Source organism: Janthinobacterium sp. CG_23.3 (assembly GCF_046115965.1).
Lineage (GTDB): Bacteria > Pseudomonadota > Gammaproteobacteria > Burkholderiales > Burkholderiaceae_D > Janthinobacterium.
The window spans coordinates 1-25,695 of the sequence record NZ_JBJXIB010000086.1 but is presented as its reverse complement, the minus strand read 5'-3'; the positions used below and the strand labels follow the sequence as shown (position 1 = coordinate 25,695).

The window sequence follows — 25,695 nt, the reverse complement described above, 5'->3', positions numbered from 1 at the left end:
GGGAACGCTCGAACGTCCGTGTCAGCGGACTCCCTGCCCCGCGCCCTCCCTCTGACCGCCGCAATCGGCCTTTTCCCTTTCCCCCTCTTCCCCCCCCCCCCCCCCCCGCGCCGGTGGACCGCGTGCGCATCGAGGCCAACGTCGACCCGGCCTCGCAAGCGTGCCGCATGATCGTCACCGACCTGGGCGGCCCGGGCGCGCGCGAGATGGCGCTGCGGCGCGCCTTCGTCGTGCTCGACGCCATCAAGGAGGGCGTGCTGATCGCCGACGCGACCAGGCGCATCATCTCGGTCAACCCGGCCTTCACCGCCATCACCGGCTACCAGGCCGAGGAGGCGATCGGCCGCAACCCCGCCTTCCTGGCGTTCGGCCTGCAGGCGCCGGCGTTATTCGAGGGCATGTGGGACAGCCTGGGCCGCGATGGCGGCTGGCAGGGCGAGGTAGTCAGCCGCAAGAAGGACGGCAGCCGCTTCGTCCAGTCGTTGTCGCTGACGCAGATGCACCCCCCCGAGGGCGGTGCCGACTATTTCGTCGGCGTGTTCTCCGACATCACCGAGCGCAAGCTGGCCGAGACCGCGCTGCGCCAATTGCACCAGGAGCTGGACCAGCGCGTGGTCGAGCGCACCGGCGAACTGGTGCGCACCAACCAACTGCTGCTGCAGGAAATCGGCGAGCGCCAGCGCGCCGAGGTGGCGCTGCGCGACGCCGAGCATTTTTTCCACGCCACCATCGACTCGCTGACCGACCGCGTGCTGGTGCTCGATTGCGACGGCCGCGTCATCCACGCCAACCAGTCCTGCCTGGCCTTCGCCGGCCACCGCGGCGTCGGCGAGCGCTACCTGGCGCACTGCGAAAGCGACCCGCGCTGGCTACGCGGCGCCGGCGCCGAGCTGTCGGCCGGCATCCGCGGCGTCATCGGCGGCGCGCGCGCCGCCTTCGCGCTGGAATACGAGTTCCGCAGCGGCGGCGCGGCGCGCTGGTTCCAGGTCAAGGTCAGCCGCTTCCTGTCGGCGGGGCCGCTGCGGGTGGTGGTGGCGCACACCGACATCAGCGAGCGCAAGGCGATGGAGGGCGCGCTGCGCCAGTCGCACGCGCAACTGCGCCAACTGGCGGAGCACCTGGAAACGGCCAAGGAGGACGAGCGCCAGCGCATCTCGCGCGACATCCACGACGAACTGGGGCAAAACCTGCTGGCGCTGCGCATCGACATCTCGATGCTCAGCGCGCGCACCGGCCAGGCGCATCCGCGCCTGCACGGCAAGGTCGGCGCGGTGCTGGCCAACGTCGACACCACCATCAAGAGCGTGCGCGGGATCATGAACGCGCTGCGCCCGCTGGTGCTCGACCTGGGCCTGCAGGCGGCGATGGAGTGGCAGATCGGCGACTTCAAGAAGCGCAGCGGCATCGACTGCCGGCTGCTGGTGCGCGACGAGGCGATTTTCGGCGCGCTCGGCGGCGACATTGAAATCGTCCTGTTCCGCATCGTCCAGGAGGCCCTCGGCAACGTGCTGCGCCACGCCGGCGCGCGCCGCGCCGAGATCGAACTGGCCGCCGCCGAAGGCGAACTGACGCTGATGATCCGCGACGACGGCGTCGGCATCGCGCCGGCGCAGCGCCGCAAGGCCCAGTGCTTCGGCCTGATCGGCATCGCCGAGCGGGTCGCCGCGCTGGGCGGCCAGTTCCAGATCGGCGCCTACAGCAAGGGCGCCGGTTGCCAGCTGACCATGCGCATGCCGCTGCCCGAGCGCGCCGGCCCCGGCGCCGCCCCGGCAGAAAAGCGCTTCCAGGCATAAGCAACAGGGATATACTGCGCTGGCTTTTTTACAAATAGGGGATATCTTGTTAAAAACAATCGTACTACCCGTCGCCTTGATCGGCGTCTTCGCCGGCGCACACGCCGACGAGGGGCAGTGGCAACCACACCAATTGCCGCAACTGACATCCGAACTGAAACGCATCGGCATCGCCATACCGGCGGCAAAACTGGCCGACCTGGCCCAGCACCCGATGAGCGCGATCGTCTCGCTGGGCGGCTGCTCGGCCTCGTTCGTCTCCGACGCCGGCCTGGTGGTGACCAACCACCATTGCGCCTACGGCGCGGTGCAGCGCAACTCGACGCCGGCGCACAATTACATCGCCGACGGCTTCCTGGCCAAGAACCGCGCCGCGGAACTGCCGGGCGGCCCCAACACGCTGGTGTACGTCACCGACAAGCTGGAAAACGTCAGCGCGCGCGTGCTGCGGGGCCTGGACGCCGGCATGAGCGGGCGCGCCCGCCACGAGGAAGTCGAAAGCCGCGTCAAGGCCCTGATCGCCGAATGCGAAACCGACAAGATGTACCGCTGCTCGGTGCCCAGCTTCCACCGCGGCATGGAGTACTACCGCATCCGCCAGATGCTGATCCGCGACGTGCGGCTGGTGTACGCGCCGTCCGACAAGATCGGCAACTTCGGCGGCGACGTCGACAACTACGAATGGCCGCGCCACACCGGCGACTACGCCTTCCTGCGCGCCTACGTCGGCAAGGACGGCCGCCCGGCCGAGCCGTCGCCCGACAACGTGCCCTACCATTCGAAGCACTTCCTGGTGGTGTCGGCCGAGGGCCTGGCAAACGGCGACCCTATCCTGCTGGCCGGCTACCCGGGGCGCACCAGCCGCTACAAGCTGCCGGCTGAAATCCGCGCCGCGCGCGACGTCGGCTTTCCGGCCAAGGTGGCCGAGCTGCGCGCCGACCTCGACACCATCGCCGCCGCCAGCGCCGGCGACGCCGCGCTCGACGTGCGCTACGCCAGCGTCGTCAAAAGCCTCCACAACGGGCTGAAGAAAACCCAGGGCTTGCTGGACGGTTTTGCCCGCAAGGACATCGCCGCCGTCAAGGACGGCCAGGACGCCGCATTGCGCGCCTGGCTGGCGGGGCACCCGCGGGCGGGCGTGTCGCCGACGCTGCTGGCCGACCTGGACGCGGTGATCGCCGCCGACATGGCGCTGGGCGACGAGGAATTCGCCTGGTCGGTGGCCACCAACAGCGACTTGCTGAAAAGCGCGCGCACCGTGTACCGGCTGGCGCTGGAGCGCGAAAAAGCCGACGCCCAGCGGGAATCGGGCTACCAGCAGCGCGACCTGAGCTTCATCAAGGCGCGCCTGGCGCGGCTGGAGCAATCCTACGCCACCCCGGTCGACCAGGCCCGCTTCGCCGCCGGCCTGCAACGCTACGCGGCGCTGCCGGCCAAGACCCACCCGGCCGGCCTGGACGCGCTGCTGCCGGCGCCGGACGCGGTCGCCGCGCTGTACCCGCGCACGCAACTGGGCGACACCGCCAAGCGCCTGGCCGGGGTCGAGCAGGACGCGGCCGCGCTGGCCAAGTCCGACGACGCCTTCCTGCAACTGGCGGTCAAATTACATCCGGTGGCGCTGGCGCTGGAAGAGCGGCGCAAGGAAGTCGACGGCAACCTCGAACGGGTGATCCCGCAATACATGCGGGCCGTGATCGCCTGGAAGCAATCGCAGGGCAAGCCGGTCTACCCCGACGCCAACTCGACGCTGCGCGTCACCTACGGCACGGTGGCGCCGTACTCGCCGCGCGACGGCATCAGCAAAGGCCCGTTTACGACCGTCGAAGGGATCGTCGCCAAGCACACCGGCAAGGAACCGTTCATCGTGCCGGCGGCGCTGATCGAGGCCGTCAAAGCCAAGCGCTACGGCGTCTTCCTCGACCCGGCGCTGGGCACCGTGCCGGTCAACTTCCTGAGCAGCGCCGACACCACCGGCGGCAACTCCGGCTCGGCGGTGATGAACAAGCGCGGCGAACTGGTCGGCCTGAACTTCGACTCGACCTACGAATCGATCACCAAGGACTGGTACTTCGACCGCGACATCACGCGCGCGATCCACCTCGACATCCGCTACATGCTGTGGGTGATGAAAGAAGTCGACCACGCCGACGCGCTGCTGAAGGAAATGCGCATCAAATACCCGCGCAAATAAACCCGCGGTCCGGGCGATGAGGGGTGCGCTGTTGGCCGTGTCGCTGGCGCTGCTCGCCCGCCCGAAACACTAGTGCACCGCCTCGATGTAGCGCGGCGCGATCTGGGCGCAGTAGTTGGCGCAGCTCAGGCGGGCGGTGTTGGCGGCGGCGTGCACCAGCATTTCGGCGTTGCTGTGCAGGCACATCGAGACGATGATCGATGGCGGCACCGGTTGCACCGGCAGTTCGATGAATTCGCCGCTGTCGAGCAGGCCGGCGACGAACAGGCTGGGAATCGCCGCCACGCCGTAGCCGTCGCGCACCAGCTGGACGATGGCGGCCACCGACGGCGAGCAGGTGATGCGGGTTTGCTCCAGCGGAATCGCCGCCAGGTTGGCCATCTTGGCGACGATTTCCTCCAGCATGCGCTGCGGCGCCGTGCCGCGGCCGAAGGTCAGGATCGGCGTTTGCAGCAGGCGCTGCGTCAGCCCCTCCTTGCGCGTGTCGAGCAGGCCCTTCTTGGCGATCCAGTGCACCGGGTAGATCGCCAGCGCCTCCGAGACGATTTCGTTGCTGTCGATGCCCTCGACCTGGATCACCAGGTCCAGTTCGCGCGCGCGCAGGCGCCGTTCCAACACATGGCTCATATCGACCGCCAGGTCGATTTCCAGCTCGGGATAATTGGCGTTGAGTTCGCGCATGTATTGCGCCAGCCAGCTGTGCACCACCGACTCGATCACGCCCAGGCGCAGCCGGCCGCGCACCGCGCTTTCCTTGCGCGCCGCGCTTTGCAGGCGGCGCGTGGCGTCGACCACCGCCTTGGCGTGGCCGAGCAGGTATTCGGCGTGCGCGGTCAGGCGGAATTCCTTCGAGGCGCGGTCGATCAGCTCGGTCTGCAACTCCGCTTCCAGGCTTTTGATGCGCAGCGAGATGGCGGCCGGCGTCGCGTGCAGCGCACGGGCGGTGGCGCGAAAGCTGCGCAGCTGGGCCAGCGTCACAAAGGTGTCGATGAAGCGGGTATTCATGGCGCTCCAGGGTGGGGGGGCGGGGTGGATTTGACGGTCAAGAATACCTTAACCTTGCCCCTGCGGATAGCCGGGGCCGGTAAGTAAAACTTACCTGCCGCAGCAATAATTACTAGTTGGCCTAGTCGTTTGATCAAGTCTATGCTTGACTCATTGCTTTCCCCGAGACCAACGAGACCACACCATGACACCACTTGAATTGCGGCGCGCCGTGCGCAGCGGCCAGTTCCGCGTTCCAACCGCGGGCTATTGCGGCGCCTTTGCGCAGGCCAACCTGGTGATATTGCCGAAGGCCCATGCCGACGATTTCCTGCGCTTTTGCCAGCGCAATCCGAAGGCCTGCCCGCTGCTGGCGGTGGGCGAGCCGGGGCAGTGGAACCTGCCTGCGCTGGGCTGCGACCTCGACGTGCGCCGCGACGTGCCCGCTTATTACGTCTACCGCGACGGCGCGCTGGCGGCCGAGGCCGAGACGCTGGCCGAGCTGTGGCGCGACGACATGGTGGCCTTCGCCATCGGCTGCTCGTTCTCGTTCGAGCAGATGCTGATGCAGGCCGGCATCGCGCTGCGCCACGTCGAGCAAGGCAGGAACGTGGCGATGTACCGCACCAATATTGCGAACCAGGCGGCCGGGCCGTTCGCCGGCAACATGGTGGTGTCGATGCGGCCGATGAAGGCGCGCGACGCCATCCGCGCGGTGCAGATCACCAGCCGCTTTCCGGCCATCCACGGCGCGCCGGTGCACCTTGGCGATCCGGCCGAAATCGGTATCGTGGATGTGGGCCGGCCCGATTTCGGCGACGCCGTCGACATCCTGCCGGGCGAGTTGCCGGTGTTCTGGGCCTGCGGCGTCACGCCGCAGGAGGCGATCCGCGGCGCCGGCTTGGCGCTGGTGCTGACGCATAAACCGGGCTACATGCTGGTGACGGATATTACCAACGCGTCGTTGGCGGCTTTTTAAAAAGACCACGGGCGTGAACCTGGGGTCAGACGGGGGCACCGTGTCCCCGAGGGTCTGCCTCCCATGCTCCGAGCCTCTGACTGGTTTTGCGGTCCCGGGCATTCGATTTACTACAACATAACTACAACAAGAGGAGATTCACATGAATACCAAAGTGATGCCAGCCGAGGCCAAGGGCGGCTATTTTTCCTGGTTCCACGAGCTGACGGGCAAGGAGCGCCTCACCTTCTGGAGTTGCAAGGTCGGCTACGCGCTCGACGCCATGGACACCCAGTTCCTCAGCTTCGTCATCCCGACGCTGATCGCCACCTGGGGCTTGAGCAAGGGTGACGCCGGTCTGATCGGCACCGTCACGCTGCTGACGTCGGCGCTCGGCGGCTGGATCGCCGGCGTCATGTCGGATCGCATCGGCCGCGTCCGTACACTGCAAATCACCATCCTGTGGTTCGCCGTCTTTACCGTGTTGTGCGGCCTGGCGCAGAACTTCGGCCAGTTGCTGCTGGCGCGCGGCCTGATGGGCTTTGGCATGGGCGGCGAGTGGACCGCCGGCGCCATCCTGATCGCCGAGGTGATCCGCGCCAAAGACCGTGGCAAGGCGGTCGGCATGGTGCAGGCCGGCTGGGCCATCGGCTGGGGCGCCTCGGCGCTGCTGTACGCGCTGATGTTCTCGCTGCTGCCGCCCGAGCTGGCGTGGCGCTCGCTGTTCCTGCTGGGCATCCTGCCGGCCGTGTTCGTGATCTTCATCCGCCGCTTCGTCGAGGAACCGGAAGTGTTCGTGGCGCAGCAGAAAATACAGCGGGACGGCGCCGAGCGCGCCAAGTTCACCGACATCTTCTCGCCGGCCATGCTCAGCACCACGCTGCGCGCCGTCCTGCTGACCACCGGCGCCCAGGGCGGCTACTACGCCATCACCACCTGGCTGCCGACCTTCCTGAAAACCGAACGCCACTTGACCGTGCTCGGCACCGGCGGCTACCTGGCCATGGTCATCCTCGGCTCGTATGTCGGCTACACCGTCAGCGCCTTCCTGACCGACAAGCTGGGCCGCAAGAAGAACTTCATCCTGTTCGCCGTCGGCTCGCTGTGCATCGCCCTGGCTTACACCCGCCTGCCGGTGACGGACTCGGTGATGCTGTTCCTCGGCTTCCCGTTGGGCTTTTTCGTCTCCGGCGTGTTCAGCGGCATGGGCGCCTTCCTCAGCGAACTGTTTCCGACCCGCATCCGCGGCTCCGGCCAGGGCTTTTGCTACAACATGGGCCGCGCCGTCGGCTCGCTGTTCCCGCTGTTGATCGGCATGAGCAGCAAGCACATGCCGCTGGGCGAGGCCATCGGCCTGTTCGCCGCCGCCGCGTACGGGGTGATGGTGTTGGCCGCGCTGACGCTGCCGGAAACCCGCGGCAAGCAACTCGAATCCTGACCACCTATCCATAAAAGAGACACGCCATGAAAAACCACAACTCCCCCGCTCCGCTGCGCTGGCAATTCTGGGTCGACCGCGGCGGCACCTTCACCGACATCGTCGCGCGCCGCCCGGACGGCAAGCTGGTCACGCACAAGCTGCTGTCGGAGTACCCCGAGCGCTACGACGACGCGGTGGTGCAGGGCATGCGCGACATGCTCGGCCTGCAAGCCGGCGAGGCGCTGCCGGTCGAGCGGATCGAGGTGGTCAAAATGGGTACCACGGTGGCCACCAACGCCCTGCTCGAACGCAAGGGCGCGCGCACCGCGCTGGCGATCACCCGCGGTTTCGCCGACCAGCTGCGCATCGGCTACCAGGACCGGCCCGACATCTTCGCCATGAAGATCGAGCTGCCCGACCTGATCTACGAGGAGGTGCTGGAAGTCGACGAGCGCATCGGCGCGCGCGGCGAAGTGCTGCGCGCGCCCGACGAGGCGCTGCTGTTGGAACAGTTCCGGCGGATCCGCGCCAGGGGCGTCGCCGCCATCGCCATCGTGCTGATGCACGCCTACCGCTACCCGCGGCACGAGTTGCGCCTGCGCGCGCTGGCCGAGCTGGCCGGTTTTACACAGATCTCGGTGAGCCACCAGGTCAGCCCGTTGATGAAGATCGTCGGGCGCGGCGACACCACCGTCGTCGACGCCTACCTGTCGCCGGTGCTGCGCGATTACGTGGCGCGGGTCTCGGCCGAAACCGGCGCGGTGCGGCTGATGTTCATGCAGTCGAACGGCGGCCTGACCGACGCCGCCCGCTTCCAGGGCAAGGACGCGATCCTGTCCGGCCCGGCCGGCGGCATCGTCGGCGCCGTCAAGAGCTGCGCCGCGGTCGGCCTGCGCCAGGTGATCGGCTTCGACATGGGCGGCACCTCGACCGACGTGGCGCATTACGACGGCGCCTACGAGCGGGTTTTCGAGACCGTGGTGGCCGGCGTGCGGGTGCGCGCGCCGATGATGCACATCCACACCGTGGCGGCCGGCGGCGGCTCGGTTTGCAGCTTCGAGCACGGCCGCTTCAAGGTCGGGCCGGAGTCGGCCGGCGCCAATCCCGGCCCGGCCAGCTACCGCCAGGGCGGCCCGCTCACCGTCACCGACTGCAACGTCATGCTCGGCCGGGTGCAGCCGGCGCACTTCCCGCACGTGTTCGGGCCGAACGGCGACCTGCCGCTGGACCGCGCCGTGGTCGAGCGCACCTTCACCGAGCTGGCCGCGCGGATCGAACGCGAGACCGGCGCCAGCATGTCGCCCAGCGCGGTGGCCGACGGCTTCCTGGCGGTGGCGGTCGACAACATGGCGCAAGCGATCAAGTCGATCTCGGTCGAGCGCGGCTACGACGTCGGCAACTACGCCATGTGCTGCTTCGGTGGCGCCGGCGGCCAGCACGCCTGCCGCGTCGCCGACGTGCTGGGCATGACACGCATCGTCATCCACCCGTTCGCCGGCGTGCTGTCGGCCTTCGGCATGGGCCTGGCGGACATCCGCGCGATGCGCGAGGCGGCCGTCGAGCAGGTGCTGTCCGAGGCCGCGCTGGCGCAGTTGCAGCCGCGGCTGGACGGCCTGGCGCGCCAGGCCCGCGCCGAACTGCTGGCGCAGCAGGTGGCGCCGGACGACATCACGCTCGAGCTGTGCGCGCGCCTGAAATACCAGGACACCGATTCGGCCTTCGTCATCGCCTGCGCCGGCCACGCGCAGATGGCCGAGGCCTTCGCCGCGCTGTACAAGGGCCGCTTCGGCTTCGTCATGGAGGGCCAGCCGCTGGTGATCGAGTCGATCTCGGCCGAGGCCATCGGCGCCGGCAACGGCGGCGACTTCGTCATCGAGGTGCCGGCCGGCGCCGCCGCAGCCGTAGCGGCGCCGGGCCAGGTGCTCAGCTACGTCGGCGGCGCCACCGTGCCGATCGCGCTGCACGTGCGCGCCGCGCTGGCGGTGGGCAGCGTGGTCGCCGGCCCGGCCATCATCCGCGAGGAAATCGCCACCATCGTGGTCGACGCCGGCTGGTCGGCGCGGGTGCTGGAGGACCGCTCGATCATGCTTGAAAGGGCGGCCGGGGCCAACGCCGGCGCCGGCCACGCGGTGACGACGGCGGCGCACCCGATCCACCTGGAGATCTTCAACAACCTGTTCATGTCGATCGCCAAGCAGATGGGCACGACGCTGGAAAACACCGCCTATTCCGTCAACATGAAGGAGCGGCTGGACTTTTCCTGCGCCATCTTCGACCGCCACGGCAACCTGATCGCCAACGCGCCGCACATTCCGGTGCACCTGGGGTCGATGAGCGACAGCGTGCAGTGCGTGATCCGCCAGCACGGCGAGAGCATGTCGGCGGGCGACGCCTACGTGCTCAACGTGCCCTACAACGGCGGCACCCACCTGCCCGACATCACGGTGGTGTGCCCGATCTACGGCGCCGACCAGGGCGCACCGCTGTTCTTCGTGGCGGCGCGCGGCCACCACGGCGACGTCGGCGGCATCACGCCCGGCTCGATGCCGCCCAACAGCACCAGCATCCTGGAGGAGGGCGTCCTGCTGGACAATATCAAGATCGTCGACAACGGCGTCTTCCTGGAAGCGCTGGTGCGCGAGTTGTTCGGCGCCGGCCCCTGGCCGAGCCGCAACATCGACCAGAACGTCGCCGACCTGATCGCCCAACTGGGCGCCTGCGAGACCGGCGCCAACGAACTGCTGCGCGCCTGCGGCCGCTACGGCGAGGACGTCGTGCTGGCCTATATGCGGCACGTGCAAGACAACGCCGAGGCGGCCGTGCGCGGCGCCATCAGCGGCCTGCGCGACGCCAGCTTCGCCTACGAGATGGACGACGGCGCCGTGATCCGCGTCAAGCTGAGCATCGACCACGCCGAGCGCAGCGCCACGGTCGACTTCAGCGGCACCAGCGAACAGCGCCCGAGCAACTTCAACGCGCCGCTGTCGGTGTGCAAGGCGGCGGTGTTGTACGTGTTCCGCACCCTGCTCGACAGCGACATCCCGATGAACGAGGGCGTGCTGAAACCGCTGAAGCTGATCATCCCCGAGGGCTCGATGCTGAACCCGCGCTACCCGGCCGCGGTGGTGGCCGGCAACGTCGAAGTGTCGCAATACGTCACCGACGCGCTGTACGGCGCGCTCGGCGTGATGGCGGCGTCGCAGGGCACGATGAACAACTTCACCTTCGGCGACGAGCGCCACCAGTACTACGAAACCATCGCCGGCGGCTCCGGCGCCGGTCCCGGTTTCGACGGCACGGCGGCGGTGCAGACGCACATGACGAACTCGCGCATGACCGACCCGGAGGTGCTGGAGTGGCGCTTTCCGGTACTGGTGGAAAGCCACGCGATCCGCCGCGGCAGCGGCGGCGCCGGGCTGCACCGGGGCGGCGACGGCGCGCTGCGGCGCATCCGCTTCCTGCAAAGCATGAGCGCCAACATCCTGGCCGGACACCGCCGCATCGCCCCGTTCGGGCTGGAGGGCGGCGCGCCGGGGGCGCTGGGACGCAACTGGATCGAACGCAGCGACGGCACGGTCGAACGCTTCGGCGCCACCCACACGGCGGCAATGGGCGCCGGCGACGTCTTCGCCATCGAAACCCCGGGAGGCGGCGGCTTCGGCGCCTGACGTCAAATAAGAAACCAAGGGCGTAGCCCCGGCTCTCTGCCTTTGGTTTGCTTTACACGTTGGCGGCAAATAAGTTAAACAACAGAAAAACCAAAAAACCTGGGGACTGAACAGCTCGAGCGCGCCAACGGCGCCTCGCCGCGGCGCGCCGAATCTTGCATATTCAAGCTGAATCTTGCATACTGCGCCACCGGGTTTTGCCGGTCTTGCGCTGCGCCGCGGCCGGCCGCCGGGGCGCATACCGCCAAAGTCGGCCGAGCCGATCGGACCGCGTCAGATTAACTCGACGGCATCCCACTGCCGCCATCTTCCCCCTATTCATGAACCAAGCGATCGCCCTATTAGGTTTCGTCACCAACCCGCTGGAATTGGTCTCCTTCGTGCTGGCGCTGTGTAACGTTGCGCTCAATATCCGCCAGAGCCACTGGGCCTGGCTGTTCGCCATCGTCTCGTCGGCCACCTACGGCATGGTGTTTTTCCATTCCAGGCTGTACGGCGACATGGGTTTGCAGCTGGTCTTCATCGTCGTTTCCGCCTGGGGCTGGTATCAATGGCTGCGCGGCGCCGCCAACGGCGCGCAGCTGCCGGTGACGCGGCTGGCCGGGCGCGGCTGGGCGCTGGCCGGCGCCGGTTGGCTGCTCGGTTTCGCCGTGCTGGCCTGGTTCCTGCAAACCTATACCGACACCGACGTGCCGCGCGCCGACGGCTTCCTGACGGCAGGCAGCCTGCTCGGCCAGTTGCTGCTGTCGCGCAAAAAGCTGGAAAACTGGCATATCTGGATTGTCGTCGACGTGCTCTACGTCGGCCTGTACCTGTACAAGAACCTGATGCTGACGGCGATCCTATACGCGGTTTTCGTGGTGATGGCGGCGCTCGGCCTGCGCGCCTGGAAGGGCGCGGCGGACGGCGCCGCCGCCGACGCGATGGTGTTGAAGTGAGCCGGGCGGGCTGCGTGCGGGTGGCGATTCTGGGCGCCGAGTCGTCCGGAAAATCGACCTTCGCCGCCGCGCTGGCGGCCCGCTACGACACCGTCTGGGTGCCGGAGTACCTGCGCGAGTTCGTCGAGACGCGCGCTCGCGTGCCGCTGGAGTCGGATCAATTTTTCATCGCCAGCACCCAGGTCGCGCGCGAGCTGGCGGCCGCGCCGCGCGCCGGCGCCTTGCTGTTCTGCGACACCACGCCGTTGATGACGGCGCTCTACAGCCGCTTCTATTTCGGCGGCGTCGACCCGGGCCTGGCCGCGTTGACGGCGGCGCGGCGCTACGACGTCACGCTGGTGACGGCGCCCGACAGCCCGTGGGTCGCCGACGGCCTGCAGCGCGAGTCGGAGGGCGTGCGCCAGAGCGTACACCGGATGCTGCTCGACGAGCTGGCCGCGCGGGCGATACCCTACCTGCTGGTCGACGGCCCCCTGGCGCGGCGCCTGCTGCAAGCCGAGTCCGTACTCGGCGCGCCGGCGCCCGCTTGAGCGGCGCCGCTTGTATGTGGGGAAAGGCGGGCGCGCGACGGTGCGGCGGGGCTGCGCCGGCCGGCGTGGCCGGCGGCGGCGCGGGCGCCGCACCGGGCGCCGCTCAGTTCAAGTGAGGCGTGGGGCGGCGTGCGACGCCGCGTCCGATCAAGGAATCTGGCACACGCGGCTCGGATCGCGGATACTGCACTTCCACGACCAGCTGACGTTGGAACGCTCGCCCACTTGCACGGCGAACGACACGGCCGGCGAGGATACCGCTAGGGTGATGATATCGCCGCTGAAGACGTCGGATTGCGGCTCGTTCATGCCGTAGACCGGGCGCACCGGAGCGCCGGCACCCAAGTTAATCGAGATCTGGCTGTTGGCCAGCAGATAGCCCAGATTGTTTTGCACATATTGGCCGATCGGGAAGCTGCTGCCATCGGGCAATTGAACCACTTTGTCGGCGGGGATCAGGCGATTCAAGCCGACCAGCCAATTGGCGTCGCGCTGGAAGAACAGCACGTCCTTGATCTTCGCCAGGCCACCCTTGACGCCATCCTGGACGGCGCTGGAGATTTTGCCTTCGGCGTTCTTGATCAGCAGGTTGCCCAGCACCGGCAGAATCCAGCTCAGGTTGGAGTCGCAATCGGTCGAGGAGCTGACGTTGGCGGTCATGCCGACCTGGTCGGCCGGCATGTTGCCGTCGGCGGTACCGTACTGGGCGTTGATGGCGATATTGCTCATCGTCGTCGTGTTGACGCAATCGTAGCTGAAGACGCCCCATTTCTTGCCCGAATAGCCGCTGCGGACCTGGTAGCTCAGTCCGGTCAACGCCAACGCGGCCACGCCGCTGCTTTGCGGGCGGATCGTGATGGCGGCGTTGCCGCTCAGGGTGCCGTCGAGGAAACGGGCGCCGTTGGCGGTGATTTGCTGCGACATCACGGCGTTCAGGCCGCTCTGCAGCGTGGCGGGCACGGCCTGCATTTCGCGGGCCACGCCGCCGAGTGGACCGTAGAGGCGTTTGTCTTCGGAATATGCCAGCGCGTTGCTGCCGTTGACGGTGAGGTTGGCCGTGTAGCTGGCGGACTCGATACGCGGGACCCAGTCGGCGTGGGCAGCCCCGGTGGCCAGGATCGAAGTGAGGAAAATAATTTTACGCATAAAACCCCTTAAATACGACAAAAAAAGCAGGCGTGCACGCGACGACTGCATCGATTGGAAACGGCTACTCCCGGCTCCGTGCTGTTGACATTCAGACAGCGAATCAATGTTGTCACAGTTAAATTGTTGACGCAATATTAATTTGTATTTGATAACTCTAAATTACAACATTGCTTTGTTGTTGACCCCACCCTGAGGCGCCGCCGAAACGAAAAAAAACCAGCGGCGCGCCGCTGGTTTGTCCTTGCATCGGTGGCGCCGCGGCGCCGCCACGCGTCAGAAGTCGAACTGCGCCGACACCTTGAGGGTGCGGGGGGCGCCCGGGAACAGGTAGCCGCCCGATTCCTGCGTCACGTCGCGCCAGTAGAACTTGTCGAGCGCGTTGTCGACGTTGGCGCGCAGGGTTGCCGCGGTGTTGCCGATCTTGGTGGCGTAGGCGGCGCCCAGGTTGAGCACGTGGTAGGCGGGCACGAACACGGTGTTTTCCTTGGTGAAGGCTTTTTTGCCGGCGTACAGCCAGGTGCCGTTCAGCTTCAGGCCGGCCACTTGCGGCACGGCGTAGTCGGCGTACACCGACGACTTGAACGCCGGCACGTTGGTGACGCGCTTGCCGTTCATGGCGGCGATGCCGGTGCCCGACTGTTGCGTGTTCAACGCCGTTGCCGACACGCCCAAGCTCAGGTTCGGCGTCGCCTTGCCCTGCGCCGCCAGTTCCAGGCCGCGGTGTTGCGCCAAGCCGTTACGCACATACGTGCCCTTCGGATCGACAGTGGAGTCCGTATATTCCAGGCCCTTGCGGATCTGGAACAGCGCCGCCGACACCGTCAAGTCGCGCGTCAGGTCGGCTTTCACACCCACTTCGATCTGCTTCGATTTTGACGGCGCGAGGGCGGTGTCGTGGTTCGAGGTCTCGTGCGGCGCAACGCCGCCGTGTTCCATCCCCTGCGAGTAGGCGCCGTACACGGCGACGTTGTCGAGCGGGTTGTAGACCAGCGCCGCGTTCGGCAGCAGGAAGCTGTCGTCGGTCTTGACGTTGGTGTCGGACTTGGGCAGGTACTCGTCGCGCTTCACTTGCACGTAGCGCAGGCCGGCGTGCAACTTCCAGTTGCTGGCCAGCGCCAGGATGTCCTGGGCGAAGACGGCGCGCTCGTTCTCGGTGCGGCGGTCGCGCACCGGCCCGGAGCTCAGGCCGGTCGGCGCGACCAGCACCGGCCGGTAGATATTGCTGGTGCCGGCGTAGTCATAGGTGTACACGCCGGCGCGGTCGAGGCGGTGGAAGTACGAGGTGCCGGCCGTGAATTCATGGCGCAGCGCGCCGGTGCTGAACTTGCCCTGGACCAGCGCCTGGGTCGCCAGCGGCGACTTCGACTCGCCCAGGCTGCGGTAGTCGTAGACGTCGTAGTCGCCGTTGCCGCAGAAATGCTCGACATACTCGGGACCCGAGCTGCAGCCGTACGGGAAGGCGGTGTAATCGTCGCGCTTGAAGGAGTGCCGGTTGGCCGACAGCGTGGCGTGCCATTCGGGGTTGAACTGGTAATGGAAGCGCAGGCCGATGTTGCTGCTTTGGGTCTGCACCGGCATGCTCCAGCGCTGCAGGTTCAGCATCGCATCGGCGCCGACGCCGCCCGGCAGCGCGGTATCGCTGAGTAACTGGAAGCCGGGCGCAGAGACCTGCGACTTGTCCTGGTAGTCGGCGTCGATTTGCAGCAGCGCCTGCGGCGAAATCTGCCAGTCGAAGGCGCCGGAGACGAATTTGCGGTTACCGTCGGCGCCCTTGATGTAGGAGCGCAGGCGCTCGGCGGCGGCGTTGATGCGGTAGCCGAAGCGGCGGTCCTCGAAGCGTCCGCCGAGGTCGGCGGCGCCGTACAGCGTGCCGCGCTCGCTGGCGCCGACGGTGACCGAGCGCAGCGGCGCGGCGGTCGGGCGCTTGACGACGAAGTCGATGATGCCGCCGGGCGCGGCGACGCCGGACTGGAAGCCGGCCAGGCCCTTCAGCACCTCGATGCGCTCCTTGTTCTCCAGCGCGATCTGGGTGTCGCCGGGGATCGCCAGACCGTCCTTGCGGTAGCTCGAACTGTTGTCGAGCGCGAAGCCGCGGATCGAGAACTGCTCGGCGTAACCGACGGCGTTGTAGGAATCGTTGACGCTGGCGTCGAACTTCATCGCGTCGCTGGTCGAGCGGATTTGCAAGTCCTGCATCTGGGCGCGCGAGACCACGCTGACCGAGGCGGGCGTCTGCAGCAGCGGCGCGTCGGAAAAGCCGGCCACCGAGGCGCGGCCGGCGGCGCCGGCGCGGTTACCGGTGACGACCACTTCCGGCATCTCCTGCTGGGCCGACTGGGCCGAGGCGGGCGCGGCGAAAGCTTGCAGGATCGCCAGCGCGATAAGGGAAATCGATAAATTCGGTGTAGACATAATATGCTCGTGGTTCAGGTCGGCGCTGCCGACAAGCTGCTTGTTCGGCCGGGGCCAGCGCAGGAGCAATCAAAGGAGGGGGACTTTGCGCTTTCCTTCGCTGGCATTATCCAGATCAGGTACGGAGGGTATCTCTCACCCGGAAACAGCGTTCCCAGGACCCCTAGCGAAGCCGAAGCTTATCACGAACGGCCCGCCGCCGCGCCCGCGGTGGGCCGAATTACAACATGTGTGCCGCTTGAGGTTTACGCGCCGGCGGTGGAGAATGCGCCTCATGCCAACTGAGGGAGTGCTGTATGTCACAAGAGGAATTGCAGGAAGCGGGCGCCGCCTTGCCGGCGCCGACGCTGGATATGCACCGCGCCATCGCCACGCTGGCCGAGGAGCTGGCCGCGCTGGATTTGTGCAACCAGCGCTTCGAGGCGTGTACGGATCCGGAGCTGCGCCGCGTGCTGGCGCAACGCGGCGACGTCTGCCGCAGGCAGGCCGCGATGCTGTTGGAATGGATGCGCCGGCGCGACAACCGGCTCGACAAGGAGCTCAAGGACGCGCTGTTCAAGGCCGGTCCGATCGTCGCCCAGTTCCAGTACGAGTAGTGCGCTGCGACGCGATTTTCCATCCTGGCGTATTGTTCCGCCTAGTTGTCGAATAAGAGAGGGGTTGGAATGAAGTTGTTGCCGTACCGAGAGGGCACCTGGTTTGCCGTACCGTTGAAGGGTGGGGGCTACGCCGTCGGCGTGGTGGCCCGCATGGCGCCGTCGGGGCGCATTATCCTGGCGTATTTGTTTGGGCCGAAACGCGACGCGCTGCCGGCCCTGGCCGAGCTGGAGCGCTTGCAGCCGCACCAGGCCATCCGGCGCCTGCGCACCGGCGACCTGGGCCTGGTCAACGAGCGCTGGCCGGTGATCGGCGTGTCCGACGGGTGGGAGCGCGAGGCCTGGCCGATTCCATCGTTCATCCGCCGCGCCGACATGCTCAAGCGGGCCTGGCGCGCCACCTATTCCGACGCCGATCCCGGCAAGTTGGAGCGGGAGGAGTCGGTGCCCTACGATACGCCCGGCCTGGAAAGCGATTCGCTGTACGGCTATGGCGCCACCGAGATGTTGATGAGCAAAATGCTGGCCGAATAGCCGGGCGGCCATCGGCGCGGCCCGTTCACGGGGCTCCGGCCCGGGGCCAGGCTTCGCTCAGGCCGCCAGCATGGTGATCTGGATGCGCAGGCCGCCGCCGGCGCGGTTGCTCAGATGGAGTTCGGCGCCGTGGCGCAGCAGCACGCGCTCGACGATGGCCAGGCCAAGCCCGGCGCCGTTGGCTTGGCCGCGCGCGGTGTCCATCCGCGTGAACGGTTTCAGCAATTGTTCGATCTGGCTGTCGGGCACGCCCTGGCCGTGGTCCTGCACGTCGATGACGACGCGGCGCGCCCCGTGCACGCTCTTCAGGTGGCAGCCGATGTCGACCTCGATGCGCTCGCCGTCGGCGCTGCGGCCGTAGCGCCGGGCGTTCTCGATCAGGTTGTTGATCACGCGTTTCAAGTCGGTGGCGTTGCCCATCACGTGGGCGTCCGGCGCGATCGCCGTCGTCACCGCCATGTCGGGTATGCGCATCGCCTCGCGCGCGCTGTCGGCCAGCAGCGCGCTGACGTCGACGCTGGTAAAGCTGGCCGTCTCGGTCGGCTTGGCGTAGTCGAGGAACTGGCCGATGATCGCGTCCATCTGCGCGATGTCGGACTGGATGCCCTCGCGCGCCTCGTCGGACAGGCGCGCCATCTCGACTTCGAGCTGCATGCGCGCCAGCGGCGTGCGCAGGTCGTGCGAGATGCCGGCCAGGATCACCGCGCGGTCCGATTCGACCTGGCGCAGGTCGTCGACCATCTGGTTGAAGCTGCGGTTGGCCTCGATAATTTCAATCGGCCCGCTCTCGGGCAGCGGCTCGGGCGCCTTGCCGGCGGCGATCGCCCGCGCCGCCACCGTCAGGCGCGCCAGCGGCAGATTGATGCGGTTCGAGATGACGGCCGCGCCCAGCAGCGACAACAGCGACACCAGGCTGGCCCAGCCCAGCCACTGCACCCCGGTCAGGCCGCGGATGCGCTCGCGTTCGAGCATCAGCCAGTATTCGTCGTCGTCGATCTTGAAGCTGACCCAGAAGCCGGGGACGCTGTTGACGCGCGCCGAGAAGCGCGTATCGTCGCCCAGCTTGTCCTTGACCATCGCGACGATTTCGGGCATCAGCCAGTTGTCCGGCGGCGGCTCGACCTTGTCGTCGGGTTCCAGCGGCAGCACGCGGATGCCCTCGTTGCTGACCAGTTCGAACAGCAATTCCTTGCGCAACTCCGGCGCCGAGTGGGTTAGCGCGGCGTGCGTGATGGTGACGACGGAAATGACCTGGGCCGCAATCTGCTGCGCCTGCGGCTCGCGCTGGACCACGCTGATCATGGCGATCCAGGCGGCCATGCTGAGCGTGGTGAGCACGCTGAGCAGGAAAAAGGTGCGCCAAAACAGGCCGCTTTTCAGGCGCGCCAGACTAATGACGGGAAGGTGCTTCATGCGCGCCGCCGATCAGCGCGGCTGCCCCTCCGGGATGAAGACGTAGCCGAGGCCCCAGACGGTCTGGATGTACAGCGGGCTGGACGGGTCCGGCTCGATCAGCTTGCGCAGCCGCGAAATCTGCACGTCCAGGCTGCGGTCGAACACCTCGTACTCGCGCCCGCGCGCCAGTTCCATCAGCTTCTCGCGCGACAGCGGCTGGCGCGCGTGGCGCGCGAACACCTTCAGCACCGAGAATTCGCCGGTGGTCAGGGGCACCGTCTCGCCGCTCTTCTTCAGCGTGCGGGTGCCCAGGTCGAGGATGAAATTGCCGAACTCGAAGGTCTGCGGCGTCTCCGACGGCGCGCCGGGGATTTCGTCGGGACCCTTGCGGCGCAGCACGGCGCCGATGCGCGCCACCAGCTCGCGCGGGTTGAATGGTTTGGGCAGGTAGTCGTCGGCGCCCATTTCCAGGCCGACGATGCGGTCGACGTCCTCGCCCTTGGCGGTGAGCATGATGATCGGGGTCTGGTCGCCGGCGCCGCGCAGGCGGCGGCAGATCGACAGGCCGTCCTCGCCCGGCAGCATCAGGTCGAGCACCAGCAGGTCGTAGCGCTCGCGCAGCCACAGCTTGTTCATCGCCGTCGCGCTTTCCGCGGTGAAGACGTTGAAACCCTGTTCGGTCAGATAGCGGCGCAGCAGATCGCGCAAACGCACGTCGTCGTCGACCACCATAATCTTGGCCTGGTGGCCATTGCTGGTCTGCGTCGTTGTCAAGTTGGCGGAATTGGTCGTCGAAGTTGTGGTCATTTGGTTGTCGTGTTGTCAGATCTAAGTTGCTATGGTAACGTCTCGGCGCTCGTCGGAGAACGCGCGCGGCGACCCATTACAATGTGTTACAAACTTTACCCATTTGCTCTTACTGCCCCGTGTAAAGCATCATACACTGGGGCATCAGTGGAATTAAAGCTTATATCTTTACCCGGCATCGCGGAAGAGGAACACAATGAAAATCGAACCCAAAAACAGTCACGCCGCCGCCCGCGCGCTCTTTTGCGTTCACTCCTCCGTTGCCGCCGTGTTGGTTGCCGCGTCGCTGTTGGGCGGCGGTCTCGCCGGCGCGGCCGGCGATGCTCCCGTCCCGCAGCGCCGCGACGAAGTCCAGCGCAGTAACAACGACAGCCGCGAGCGCGGCGAGCAGCGCGACGGCCGCGCCGACGAGCAGCGCCGCGCGATGCAGGAACGGGCCGACGCTTCGCGTCGCAATGGCCGCCTGACGCCGGACGAGCGGCGCGACCTGCGCCGCCAGATCAACGAAGCCGGCCAGGACATCTACTCGACGCCGCCGCGCCGCTAGCTTGGCCGCGGCGGAACGGGCGGGATGCGAGCCAACGTTGCCGGCTCGCGCCCTGGCGGGTCGACCCGACCAACGAAAATCGCGCCCACTTGGCATGCGCGGCCTTTGACGCGGCGCACGCGCCGCCTGCTTATTCCTTCAATTATTCCCAACTCCATTTGGCTTGCGTGTAAGATTAATTTATTGCGTGCAAGGTGGTCGTGCGCCGGAATGTTGACCATGGAATCAACTTGTTCGATAAAATTGACAACGTGGCATCGTTATACTCGGCCTGCCTGAACGCGGAGGACGCTGATGTCGGATGACTCGATCGTGACGGACAGCCGCGCCGTTGGCGCGCCGGGCGGCGTCGGCGTGCTGCCGCCGGGCCTGTTGCGGCGCGGCGACGGCGTGTATATCGACCCCGCCGTGGCGGCGCCTGCGCTGCTGGCGGCGGTCGGGCAGGTGTTCCAGTCGAACCAGTACTTCGCCGGCCTGGACTACGCCGCCTTCATCAAGGCGCTCTACAACCACGGCCCGGCGTTGCCGCGCGCGGCCAACGGCGAGGCGCTGATCCGCTTCGCCGACGCGCTGTGCCAGTTCGCGCCGCCGCGGCGCGCGCTCTACAAGCTCGTCAAGATCCGGCATGGGGTTGCCGAATACTATTTCGAGGCGCAGTTCCTGGAGGCGCTCGAACTGCCCGACGGCAGCAAGGTGGCGGCGCGCCCGGCCAGCCTCGACTTCGACGAATTCGTCGCCGACATGTGGGGCAAGGGCGTGTGCTTCGGCATCGACGCCGCGGCCGTGCGCGCCATCATCGCCTCGGGCAAGGTCGAGCGCATCGTCGTCGCGCGCCGGTTCGAGCCGACGCCGGGGCGCGACGCCGCCATCGTCGAAGTCTCGGCCGACATGCACCGCGACGACGCGCCGCGCGAGACGGCCGACGGCCGCCTCGACCTGCTGACCTTCAAAAACCGCTTTCCGCAGGTGAAAAAGAACGCCCGCCTGCTCAAGAAGGTGCCCAGCGCGCCGGGCTTGCCGGGCTACGAGTTGTCGGGCGAGGCGCTGCCGGCGCCGGCGCCGGCGGAAGTCGAACTGGCGGCGCTGGCCGGCGAAGGCACGGTACTGGAGCGCGTGCGCGGCGAACAGTTCCTGGTTGCGCTACAGGACGGCTTCGTCAACGTCGACGGCGACGGCGTGATCTCGATCGGCGTCAAGATCGTCAGCCGCGACGGCGTCAGCAGCCGCACCACCGGCAACCTGAAGCTGCGCGCCGAGTACGAGGAATTCGGCGAAGTGCAGGAGCAGCGCAGCGTCGACGGCAGCGACATCACGGTGCACGGCGACGTCTTCGGCCACCTGCACTCGCACGGCGGCAGCATCACCTTGCTGAGCAACCTGATCGGCGGCACCGCCCTCAACGCCCACGGCGACATCGTCGTCAAGGGCGTCGCCTCCGGCTCGGTGCTGCAAACGAGCGACGGCGCGGTGCACGTCGAGCGCGCCGAAAGCTGCGTCATCTCCGGCAGCCGGGTCGTGGTCGGCCACGCCAGCAATTGCGAAATCATCGCCGACGAGGTGGTGGTGGGCGTCGCCGAGGGCTGCGCCATCGCCGGGCGCGCCGTGCGGATCGACAGCGCCGGCCCGCGCAAGCAGACCGAAATGCTGGTGTACGCGCTGGTGCCGGACATGGCCAGGCTGGACCGTAAAATCGCCGAACTGCGGGTGCGCGCGCAGGGCTTCGCCCGCGCCGTCGTCAAGGTCCAGCACGAGATCGACCTGGTCAGCGAGCCGCTCGACGTGCGCAATTATCTGATGCTGGCCGACAAGGTGCGCAAGCACCAACTGCTGCTGCAGCCGGAGCAGGTGCCGCTATTCCACAAGATGGCGCTGACGGTGGCGCCGGCGCTGAAGTCGATCGCCAAGCTGGGCATCGAACTCAAATTCATGGAGGCGCAGCAGGCGTCGATGCTGGAGCAGGCGGCGCAGGTGGAGCAACAAAAGCACGCCACCGCCGGCGAATCGCACTGCCTGGTGCGGGAAGTGGCCGGCGACATCATCGTGCGCAGCGTCGTCTTCAACCCGGAGAGCGGGCGCGTGTACGACAAGCCGCCGCGCGACATCAAAGCCAAACTGCGCGGCAGCGCGGCCAGCGCCGACATCATCTTCGTCGGCGGCAGCGGCAGCCTGGACTGGACCTATACGCTGCGGCACAACTAACGCCGCTAAGTGAAGGATTTTCGTAGCGTCGGCAGCGGCTCGGCGTCGGATTACGCGTTCCGCCAATCCGACCCACGGAAGCTTCACTTAGCGGCATGAGGGGCTGACCCCGGCCCTTGCCGCTGGTTTACTCCACGCTGGTTTGCGTCGCAATAATGGCGCTGATCGCGCCATCCCTGATCTGCGCCTCGACCCGGTTGCTGACCTCCAGCTGCGGCGCGCCATCCTTGCCCGCCGTGGTGGTTTTCGCCGTGTGCGCGTACGACCAGCGCGCGTCGGCGTTGACCGACGGCTGGCCGAACGCCTGCGTCACCTTTAGCGACGGCTGTTTCAGCCACAAGTCCTTGTTGAAGCGCGCCGGCAGGAAACGCCGCGGCAGCAGAGGACAGCGAGGCGAGGGCAGCAGGGCGGGCAATTGCAGCGCGTGCAGCAGCGTCACGCGGTGCTCGGGGCCGCCGAGCGCGCCGTCGGCCACCAGCCACAGGCGCTCCGGCGCGGCGCCGGTTTGCACCGTGTAGCAGAGCCAGGAGCGGCCGTCGCCGGCACTTTCCTCGATCTTGCCGGCGCCGAGCGCGTCGCGCACCTGCTTGAGCGTGGTTTTCGCCAAGCTGACGGTGAATCGCCCGAGCGCCAGCCTGGTCGCCGGCTTGACCGGCAGCGCCACCGCCTGCATCGGATCGGGCTTCCAGTCCGGCGGCGGCACCGGCTCGGCCAGCGCGGCGCCGCACAACGTCGTGGTCAGGAGCGCTGCCAGCAGCGTGCTGCGGTTCATGGGCTTCCTTTGTCGCCGGCCGAAGCCGGTCGGAGATCGACGGCTCTGCGGTGCAGATGAGCTATGCTGCCACGGAACAGCCGCCAAAGCAATTTCCGCGCGGCCCTTACAGGTCCACCTGCACGCTCAGCTTGACCGAGCGCGGCATGCCTGCGGCGAGGCGGGTGCCGGCGCCGGCCCAGTACTGCTTGTCGGCGGCGTTGTCGACGTTGATTTGCCACACCGTGCGCCGGCCCATCGTCCGCCCGACGTAGCGGGCGCCGGCGCTGAGCAGCGTCACCCCGCCCAACGAAGCCTGGTTCAAGTCGTCCACTGGGCGCGGGCCGTTGTAGTACGCGCCGGCGTTCAGCGACAACCCCGGCAGCGCGTGCAGCTCGTACGACAGGAAGGCGCTGGCGGTGCGGCGCGAGGCGTTCTCCGGCGCCTTGCCGTCATAGGCCGCGCCAACGTTGCGGAACTCGGGGTTGAGCAACTGGGCCGAGGTTTGCCAGGACAACCGGCGTGTCAGCTTGCCCTGGGTCGCCATTTCCAGGCCGCGGTAACGCTGCTTGCCGTCGGCCACGAAGACGCCGTCGGCGTTGGTGTAATAGCCGGGACGCTGAATGTCGAACAGCGCCGCCGACACCAGCGTGCCGGCGTCGCTGAGCCAGCGCGCGCCCAGCTCCTTTTGCCGGCTGACGCCGGGCGCCAGGCGTTCGCCCTGGTTGACGCTGCCGGCCGGGCCGGCCTCGCCTTCCTCCAGCCCCTGCGCCGCCGAGGCGTAGAACGACAGCGCGGCAGACGGCTTGTAGATGGCCGACAGCATCGGCGTGGTTTTGCTGACGTCGTAGTCGCTGCCGCCCTGGTGGCTCCGGTAGCTGGCGCGGCGCACGCCGACCACGCTTTGCCACTGCGGCGAAAACCCGATGCGGTCGAGCGCGTACAGGCCGCCGTCGCGCGTGTCGAGCGCGGCCGTGGTCGGGCTGGTCGGCGCCGCGCCGAAGGTCACGGCCGTGACCGGCACGGGCTGGTACAGGTTCTGCGCGGCGATCGTGTAATTGCGCTGGTAGATCGGGTCCTGGAACTTGTCGGTGCGCGTCGCGCCGACGGTCAGCTCGTGCTTGAGCGGGCCGGTCGTCAAGCTGCCGGCCAGCTCGGCGCGCAGCATGGTCGAGCCGGTCTCCTGATGCTGCATATTGCCGGTGATGCGGCCGGCGCCGGTGGCCAGCGCGGCCGCGTTGGCCAGGCGGAAAATCGGCAGGTTGCGCTCGCGCGCCGTTTCCGAGCGGCCCGCTTCCACCAGCAACGCCCAGTTCTCGCCCACGGTCCAGTCGGCGCGCAGCAGCGCGTTGCGGCTGGTTGCCGAGAACTTGGCCCAGTCCGGCCCGACCAGGTGGCTGGCGTCGACGGCGCGCGGCAGCGCGATGACGCCGTTGACGGCGGCCGGCAGCGCGATACCGGCCTGCTCGGTGACGCGGCGGCGGTCGTATTCCAGGTCGGCCTTGAACAGCAGGCGGCTGTTGACGCGCCAGTCCAGCGCGGCCGAGGCGAAGCCGCGGTTGCCGTTGCCAACCTTGTCGAGGTGCGAGCCAAGCGTGCCGCCGGCGGCGTTGACGCGCACGCCGAACTGCTTCTGTTCGCCCAGGCGGCGGCCGACGTCGGCGCTGGCGACCGCGCTGCCCTTGCCGTCCAGCGTCAGGCCGAGCGTGCCGACCGGGGCGGCGCCGGCGCGCTTGGTGACGAAGTTGACCACGCCGGCCGGCGAGGTGAAACCGTAGTACAGCGCCGACGCGCCCTTCAGCACCTCGACTCTTTCCTCGTCCTCCATCGGCACCTGCGAGAAGTTCATCACCGGCAGCGAGCCGTTCAGGCGGTAGTTGGTGCGTTTTTCCACGCCGATGCCGCGGATCACCAACTGGTCCCAGGTGTCGCCGCCGTTCTGCTGGCGCGTCACGCCGGCGCTGTTGCGCAGCGCGTCGTACAGGCCGGCCGCCGCCTGCAAATCCAGCACCTCGCGCGTGACCACGTTGACGGTCGAGGGCACGTCCATGATGCCGGCGCCGCGGAAGCTGCCCGCCTCGGTGGTCTTCGGCACGAAGCCGTCGGCGCGGGCGCTGGTGACGTGTACCGTCTGCATCACCTTGTCAGTCTCCTGGCCCAGCGCGGCATGCGGCGCGTAGGCCAGGGACAGCAGGATAAGCAGCGGCAACGGGGGCGGGGCGGATGGACATGTTGCGGGACTTTCAGAGGGCGATGGATCGAAGACGCCGGGCGCGCCGGCGCGGTTGTCGGGCAGCGGGCGCAAGTTGGCGCGAGCCCATCTTACAGAGAATGCGAAGCATTCGCAATTGCATTTAATGTGAAGATGGCTGCCGTAAAACAATGGCCCTGCGGCGACGTGTGATCGGATGACAATGAGGCGATAGGCGAAGCAATTCCGACGCGCCGGCATACGTGGAGGACGTCTTAAAATAACGACCATTCAGGTTTCGCGTATGATAGGCAGCATCCGGTCAAGAGCGGACATGCGGCTTGTGGTTTGCGGGATTGCGTGGAATCGGGTTCGTCCAGCAATTGTCGAGATTTACACAGCGGGCAGCGCCGACGCATGTTTGTTTGGCGCGGCGGAATCGGCAAGATGATCAGCCACTACATGCGTTGTATATTGTTTCCACTTAACGGATATAAGAATGCCTTTAATAGTGGATTTTCTCCTGCCCCGGCGCCCCAATCCACCGAACTTAAGGATTTAGCGCGCCGTCAGCATGGTTTCAGGGTCATGTGTTTATGGGGTTTTGGTCTTGATTTTCGTGGCTTCGAGAG

General features: G+C 67.3%; 19 protein-coding genes and 1 riboswitch. Of the genes, 12 read left to right on the top strand and 7 right to left on the bottom strand.

Features of this window, described 5'->3' with window-relative positions:
- Positions 1-1,793 (top strand): PAS domain S-box protein (locus ACFDR9_RS18800; RefSeq protein WP_409031983.1); only part of this gene is annotated, 1,793 nt, incomplete at its 5' end.
- 46 nt (positions 1,794-1,839) lie between these two features.
- Positions 1,840-3,984, top strand: coding sequence for a S46 family peptidase (locus tag ACFDR9_RS18795; RefSeq protein ID WP_409031982.1), 2,145 nt, complete (start codon positions 1,840-1,842; stop codon positions 3,982-3,984).
- Positions 3,985-4,053: 69 nt separating this feature from the next.
- Here ACFDR9_RS18795 and ACFDR9_RS18790 read toward each other — a convergent pair whose 3' ends face one another.
- Positions 4,054-4,989, bottom strand: a complete 936-nt coding sequence (locus ACFDR9_RS18790) for a LysR family transcriptional regulator (RefSeq protein WP_409031981.1) — start codon at positions 4,987-4,989, stop codon at positions 4,054-4,056.
- 145 nt (positions 4,990-5,134) lie between these two features.
- On the opposite strand from ACFDR9_RS18790, the gene ACFDR9_RS18785 reads away from it, so the two are divergent.
- The 5 genes from ACFDR9_RS18785 to ACFDR9_RS18765 all read left to right on the top strand — a co-directional run bounded on the left by ACFDR9_RS18785 (position 5,135) and on the right by ACFDR9_RS18765 (position 12,482).
- Complete coding sequence (locus tag ACFDR9_RS18785; RefSeq protein WP_409031980.1) at positions 5,135-5,947, top strand: putative hydro-lyase; 813 nt, start codon at positions 5,135-5,137, stop codon at positions 5,945-5,947.
- 142 nt (positions 5,948-6,089) lie between these two features.
- Entirely contained in the window at positions 6,090-7,364 is a 1,275-nt protein-coding gene (locus ACFDR9_RS18780; RefSeq protein WP_409031979.1) for an MFS transporter, read from the top strand.
- Positions 7,365-7,390: 26 nt separating this feature from the next.
- On the top strand, positions 7,391-11,014 hold the full coding sequence (locus ACFDR9_RS18775) for a hydantoinase B/oxoprolinase family protein (protein ID WP_409031978.1): 3,624 nt from the start codon (positions 7,391-7,393) through the stop codon (positions 11,012-11,014).
- Between the two features lie 320 nt (positions 11,015-11,334).
- Positions 11,335-11,952, top strand: coding sequence for a nicotinamide riboside transporter PnuC (pnuC, locus tag ACFDR9_RS18770; protein ID WP_409031977.1), 618 nt, complete (start codon positions 11,335-11,337; stop codon positions 11,950-11,952).
- Entirely contained in the window at positions 11,949-12,482 is a 534-nt protein-coding gene (locus ACFDR9_RS18765) for an AAA family ATPase (RefSeq protein WP_157406411.1), read from the top strand. The genes pnuC and ACFDR9_RS18765 overlap by 4 nt, the downstream gene beginning before the upstream one ends.
- 147 nt (positions 12,483-12,629) lie before the next feature.
- On the opposite strand, the gene ACFDR9_RS18760 is transcribed toward ACFDR9_RS18765, so the two are convergent.
- Together ACFDR9_RS18760 and ACFDR9_RS18755 are read right to left on the bottom strand one after the other, a co-directional pair.
- Positions 12,630-13,628, bottom strand: coding sequence for a hypothetical protein (locus tag ACFDR9_RS18760; RefSeq protein ID WP_409031976.1), 999 nt, complete (start codon positions 13,626-13,628; stop codon positions 12,630-12,632).
- A 276-nt stretch (positions 13,629-13,904) separates the two neighbouring features.
- Positions 13,905-16,043 carry a TonB-dependent siderophore receptor gene (locus ACFDR9_RS18755; protein WP_409031975.1) on the bottom strand — a complete coding sequence of 713 codons (2,139 nt, stop codon included), beginning with the start codon at positions 16,041-16,043 and terminating at the stop codon, positions 13,905-13,907.
- A 75-nt stretch (positions 16,044-16,118) separates the two neighbouring features.
- Positions 16,119-16,218: riboswitch (TPP riboswitch) on the bottom strand.
- Between the two features lie 121 nt (positions 16,219-16,339).
- On the opposite strand from ACFDR9_RS18755, the gene ACFDR9_RS18750 reads away from it, so the two are divergent.
- On the top strand, positions 16,340-16,639 hold the full coding sequence (locus tag ACFDR9_RS18750; protein WP_026132424.1) for a hypothetical protein: 300 nt from the start codon (positions 16,340-16,342) through the stop codon (positions 16,637-16,639).
- A gap of 69 nt (positions 16,640-16,708) precedes the next feature.
- Positions 16,709-17,173, top strand: coding sequence for an Imm26 family immunity protein (locus tag ACFDR9_RS18745; protein WP_409031974.1), 465 nt, complete (start codon positions 16,709-16,711; stop codon positions 17,171-17,173).
- A gap of 57 nt (positions 17,174-17,230) precedes the next feature.
- On the opposite strand, the gene ACFDR9_RS18740 is transcribed toward ACFDR9_RS18745, so the two are convergent.
- The gene (locus ACFDR9_RS18740; RefSeq protein WP_409031973.1) at positions 17,231-18,586 is read right to left on the bottom strand and encodes an ATP-binding protein; all 1,356 of its coding nucleotides are present in this window, start codon (positions 18,584-18,586) and stop codon (positions 17,231-17,233) included.
- A gap of 12 nt (positions 18,587-18,598) precedes the next feature.
- The gene (gene ompR, locus ACFDR9_RS18735) at positions 18,599-19,300 is read right to left on the bottom strand and encodes a two-component system response regulator OmpR (protein ID WP_232429765.1); all 702 of its coding nucleotides are present in this window, start codon (positions 19,298-19,300) and stop codon (positions 18,599-18,601) included.
- A gap of 271 nt (positions 19,301-19,571) precedes the next feature.
- On the opposite strand from ompR, the gene ACFDR9_RS18730 reads away from it, so the two are divergent.
- Together ACFDR9_RS18730 and ACFDR9_RS18725 are read left to right on the top strand one after the other, a co-directional pair.
- The gene (locus tag ACFDR9_RS18730) at positions 19,572-19,922 is read left to right on the top strand and encodes a hypothetical protein (RefSeq protein WP_017874803.1); all 351 of its coding nucleotides are present in this window, start codon (positions 19,572-19,574) and stop codon (positions 19,920-19,922) included.
- Between the two features lie 294 nt (positions 19,923-20,216).
- A complete protein-coding gene (locus tag ACFDR9_RS18725; protein ID WP_409031972.1) occupies positions 20,217-22,121 on the top strand; it encodes a flagellar assembly protein A in 1,905 nt (634 codons plus the stop codon).
- 127 nt (positions 22,122-22,248) lie between these two features.
- Here the strand turns inward: ACFDR9_RS18725 and ACFDR9_RS18720 are convergent, their stop codons facing one another.
- On the bottom strand, positions 22,249-22,893 hold the full coding sequence (locus ACFDR9_RS18720) for a hypothetical protein (protein WP_409031971.1): 645 nt from the start codon (positions 22,891-22,893) through the stop codon (positions 22,249-22,251).
- A gap of 106 nt (positions 22,894-22,999) precedes the next feature.
- Entirely contained in the window at positions 23,000-25,081 is a 2,082-nt protein-coding gene (locus tag ACFDR9_RS18715; protein WP_409031970.1) for a TonB-dependent siderophore receptor, read from the bottom strand.
- Between the two features lie 429 nt (positions 25,082-25,510).
- On the opposite strand from ACFDR9_RS18715, the gene ACFDR9_RS18710 reads away from it, so the two are divergent.
- The coding region (locus ACFDR9_RS18710) for a hypothetical protein (protein WP_409031969.1) at positions 25,511-25,695 on the top strand (185 nt) is incomplete at its 3' end.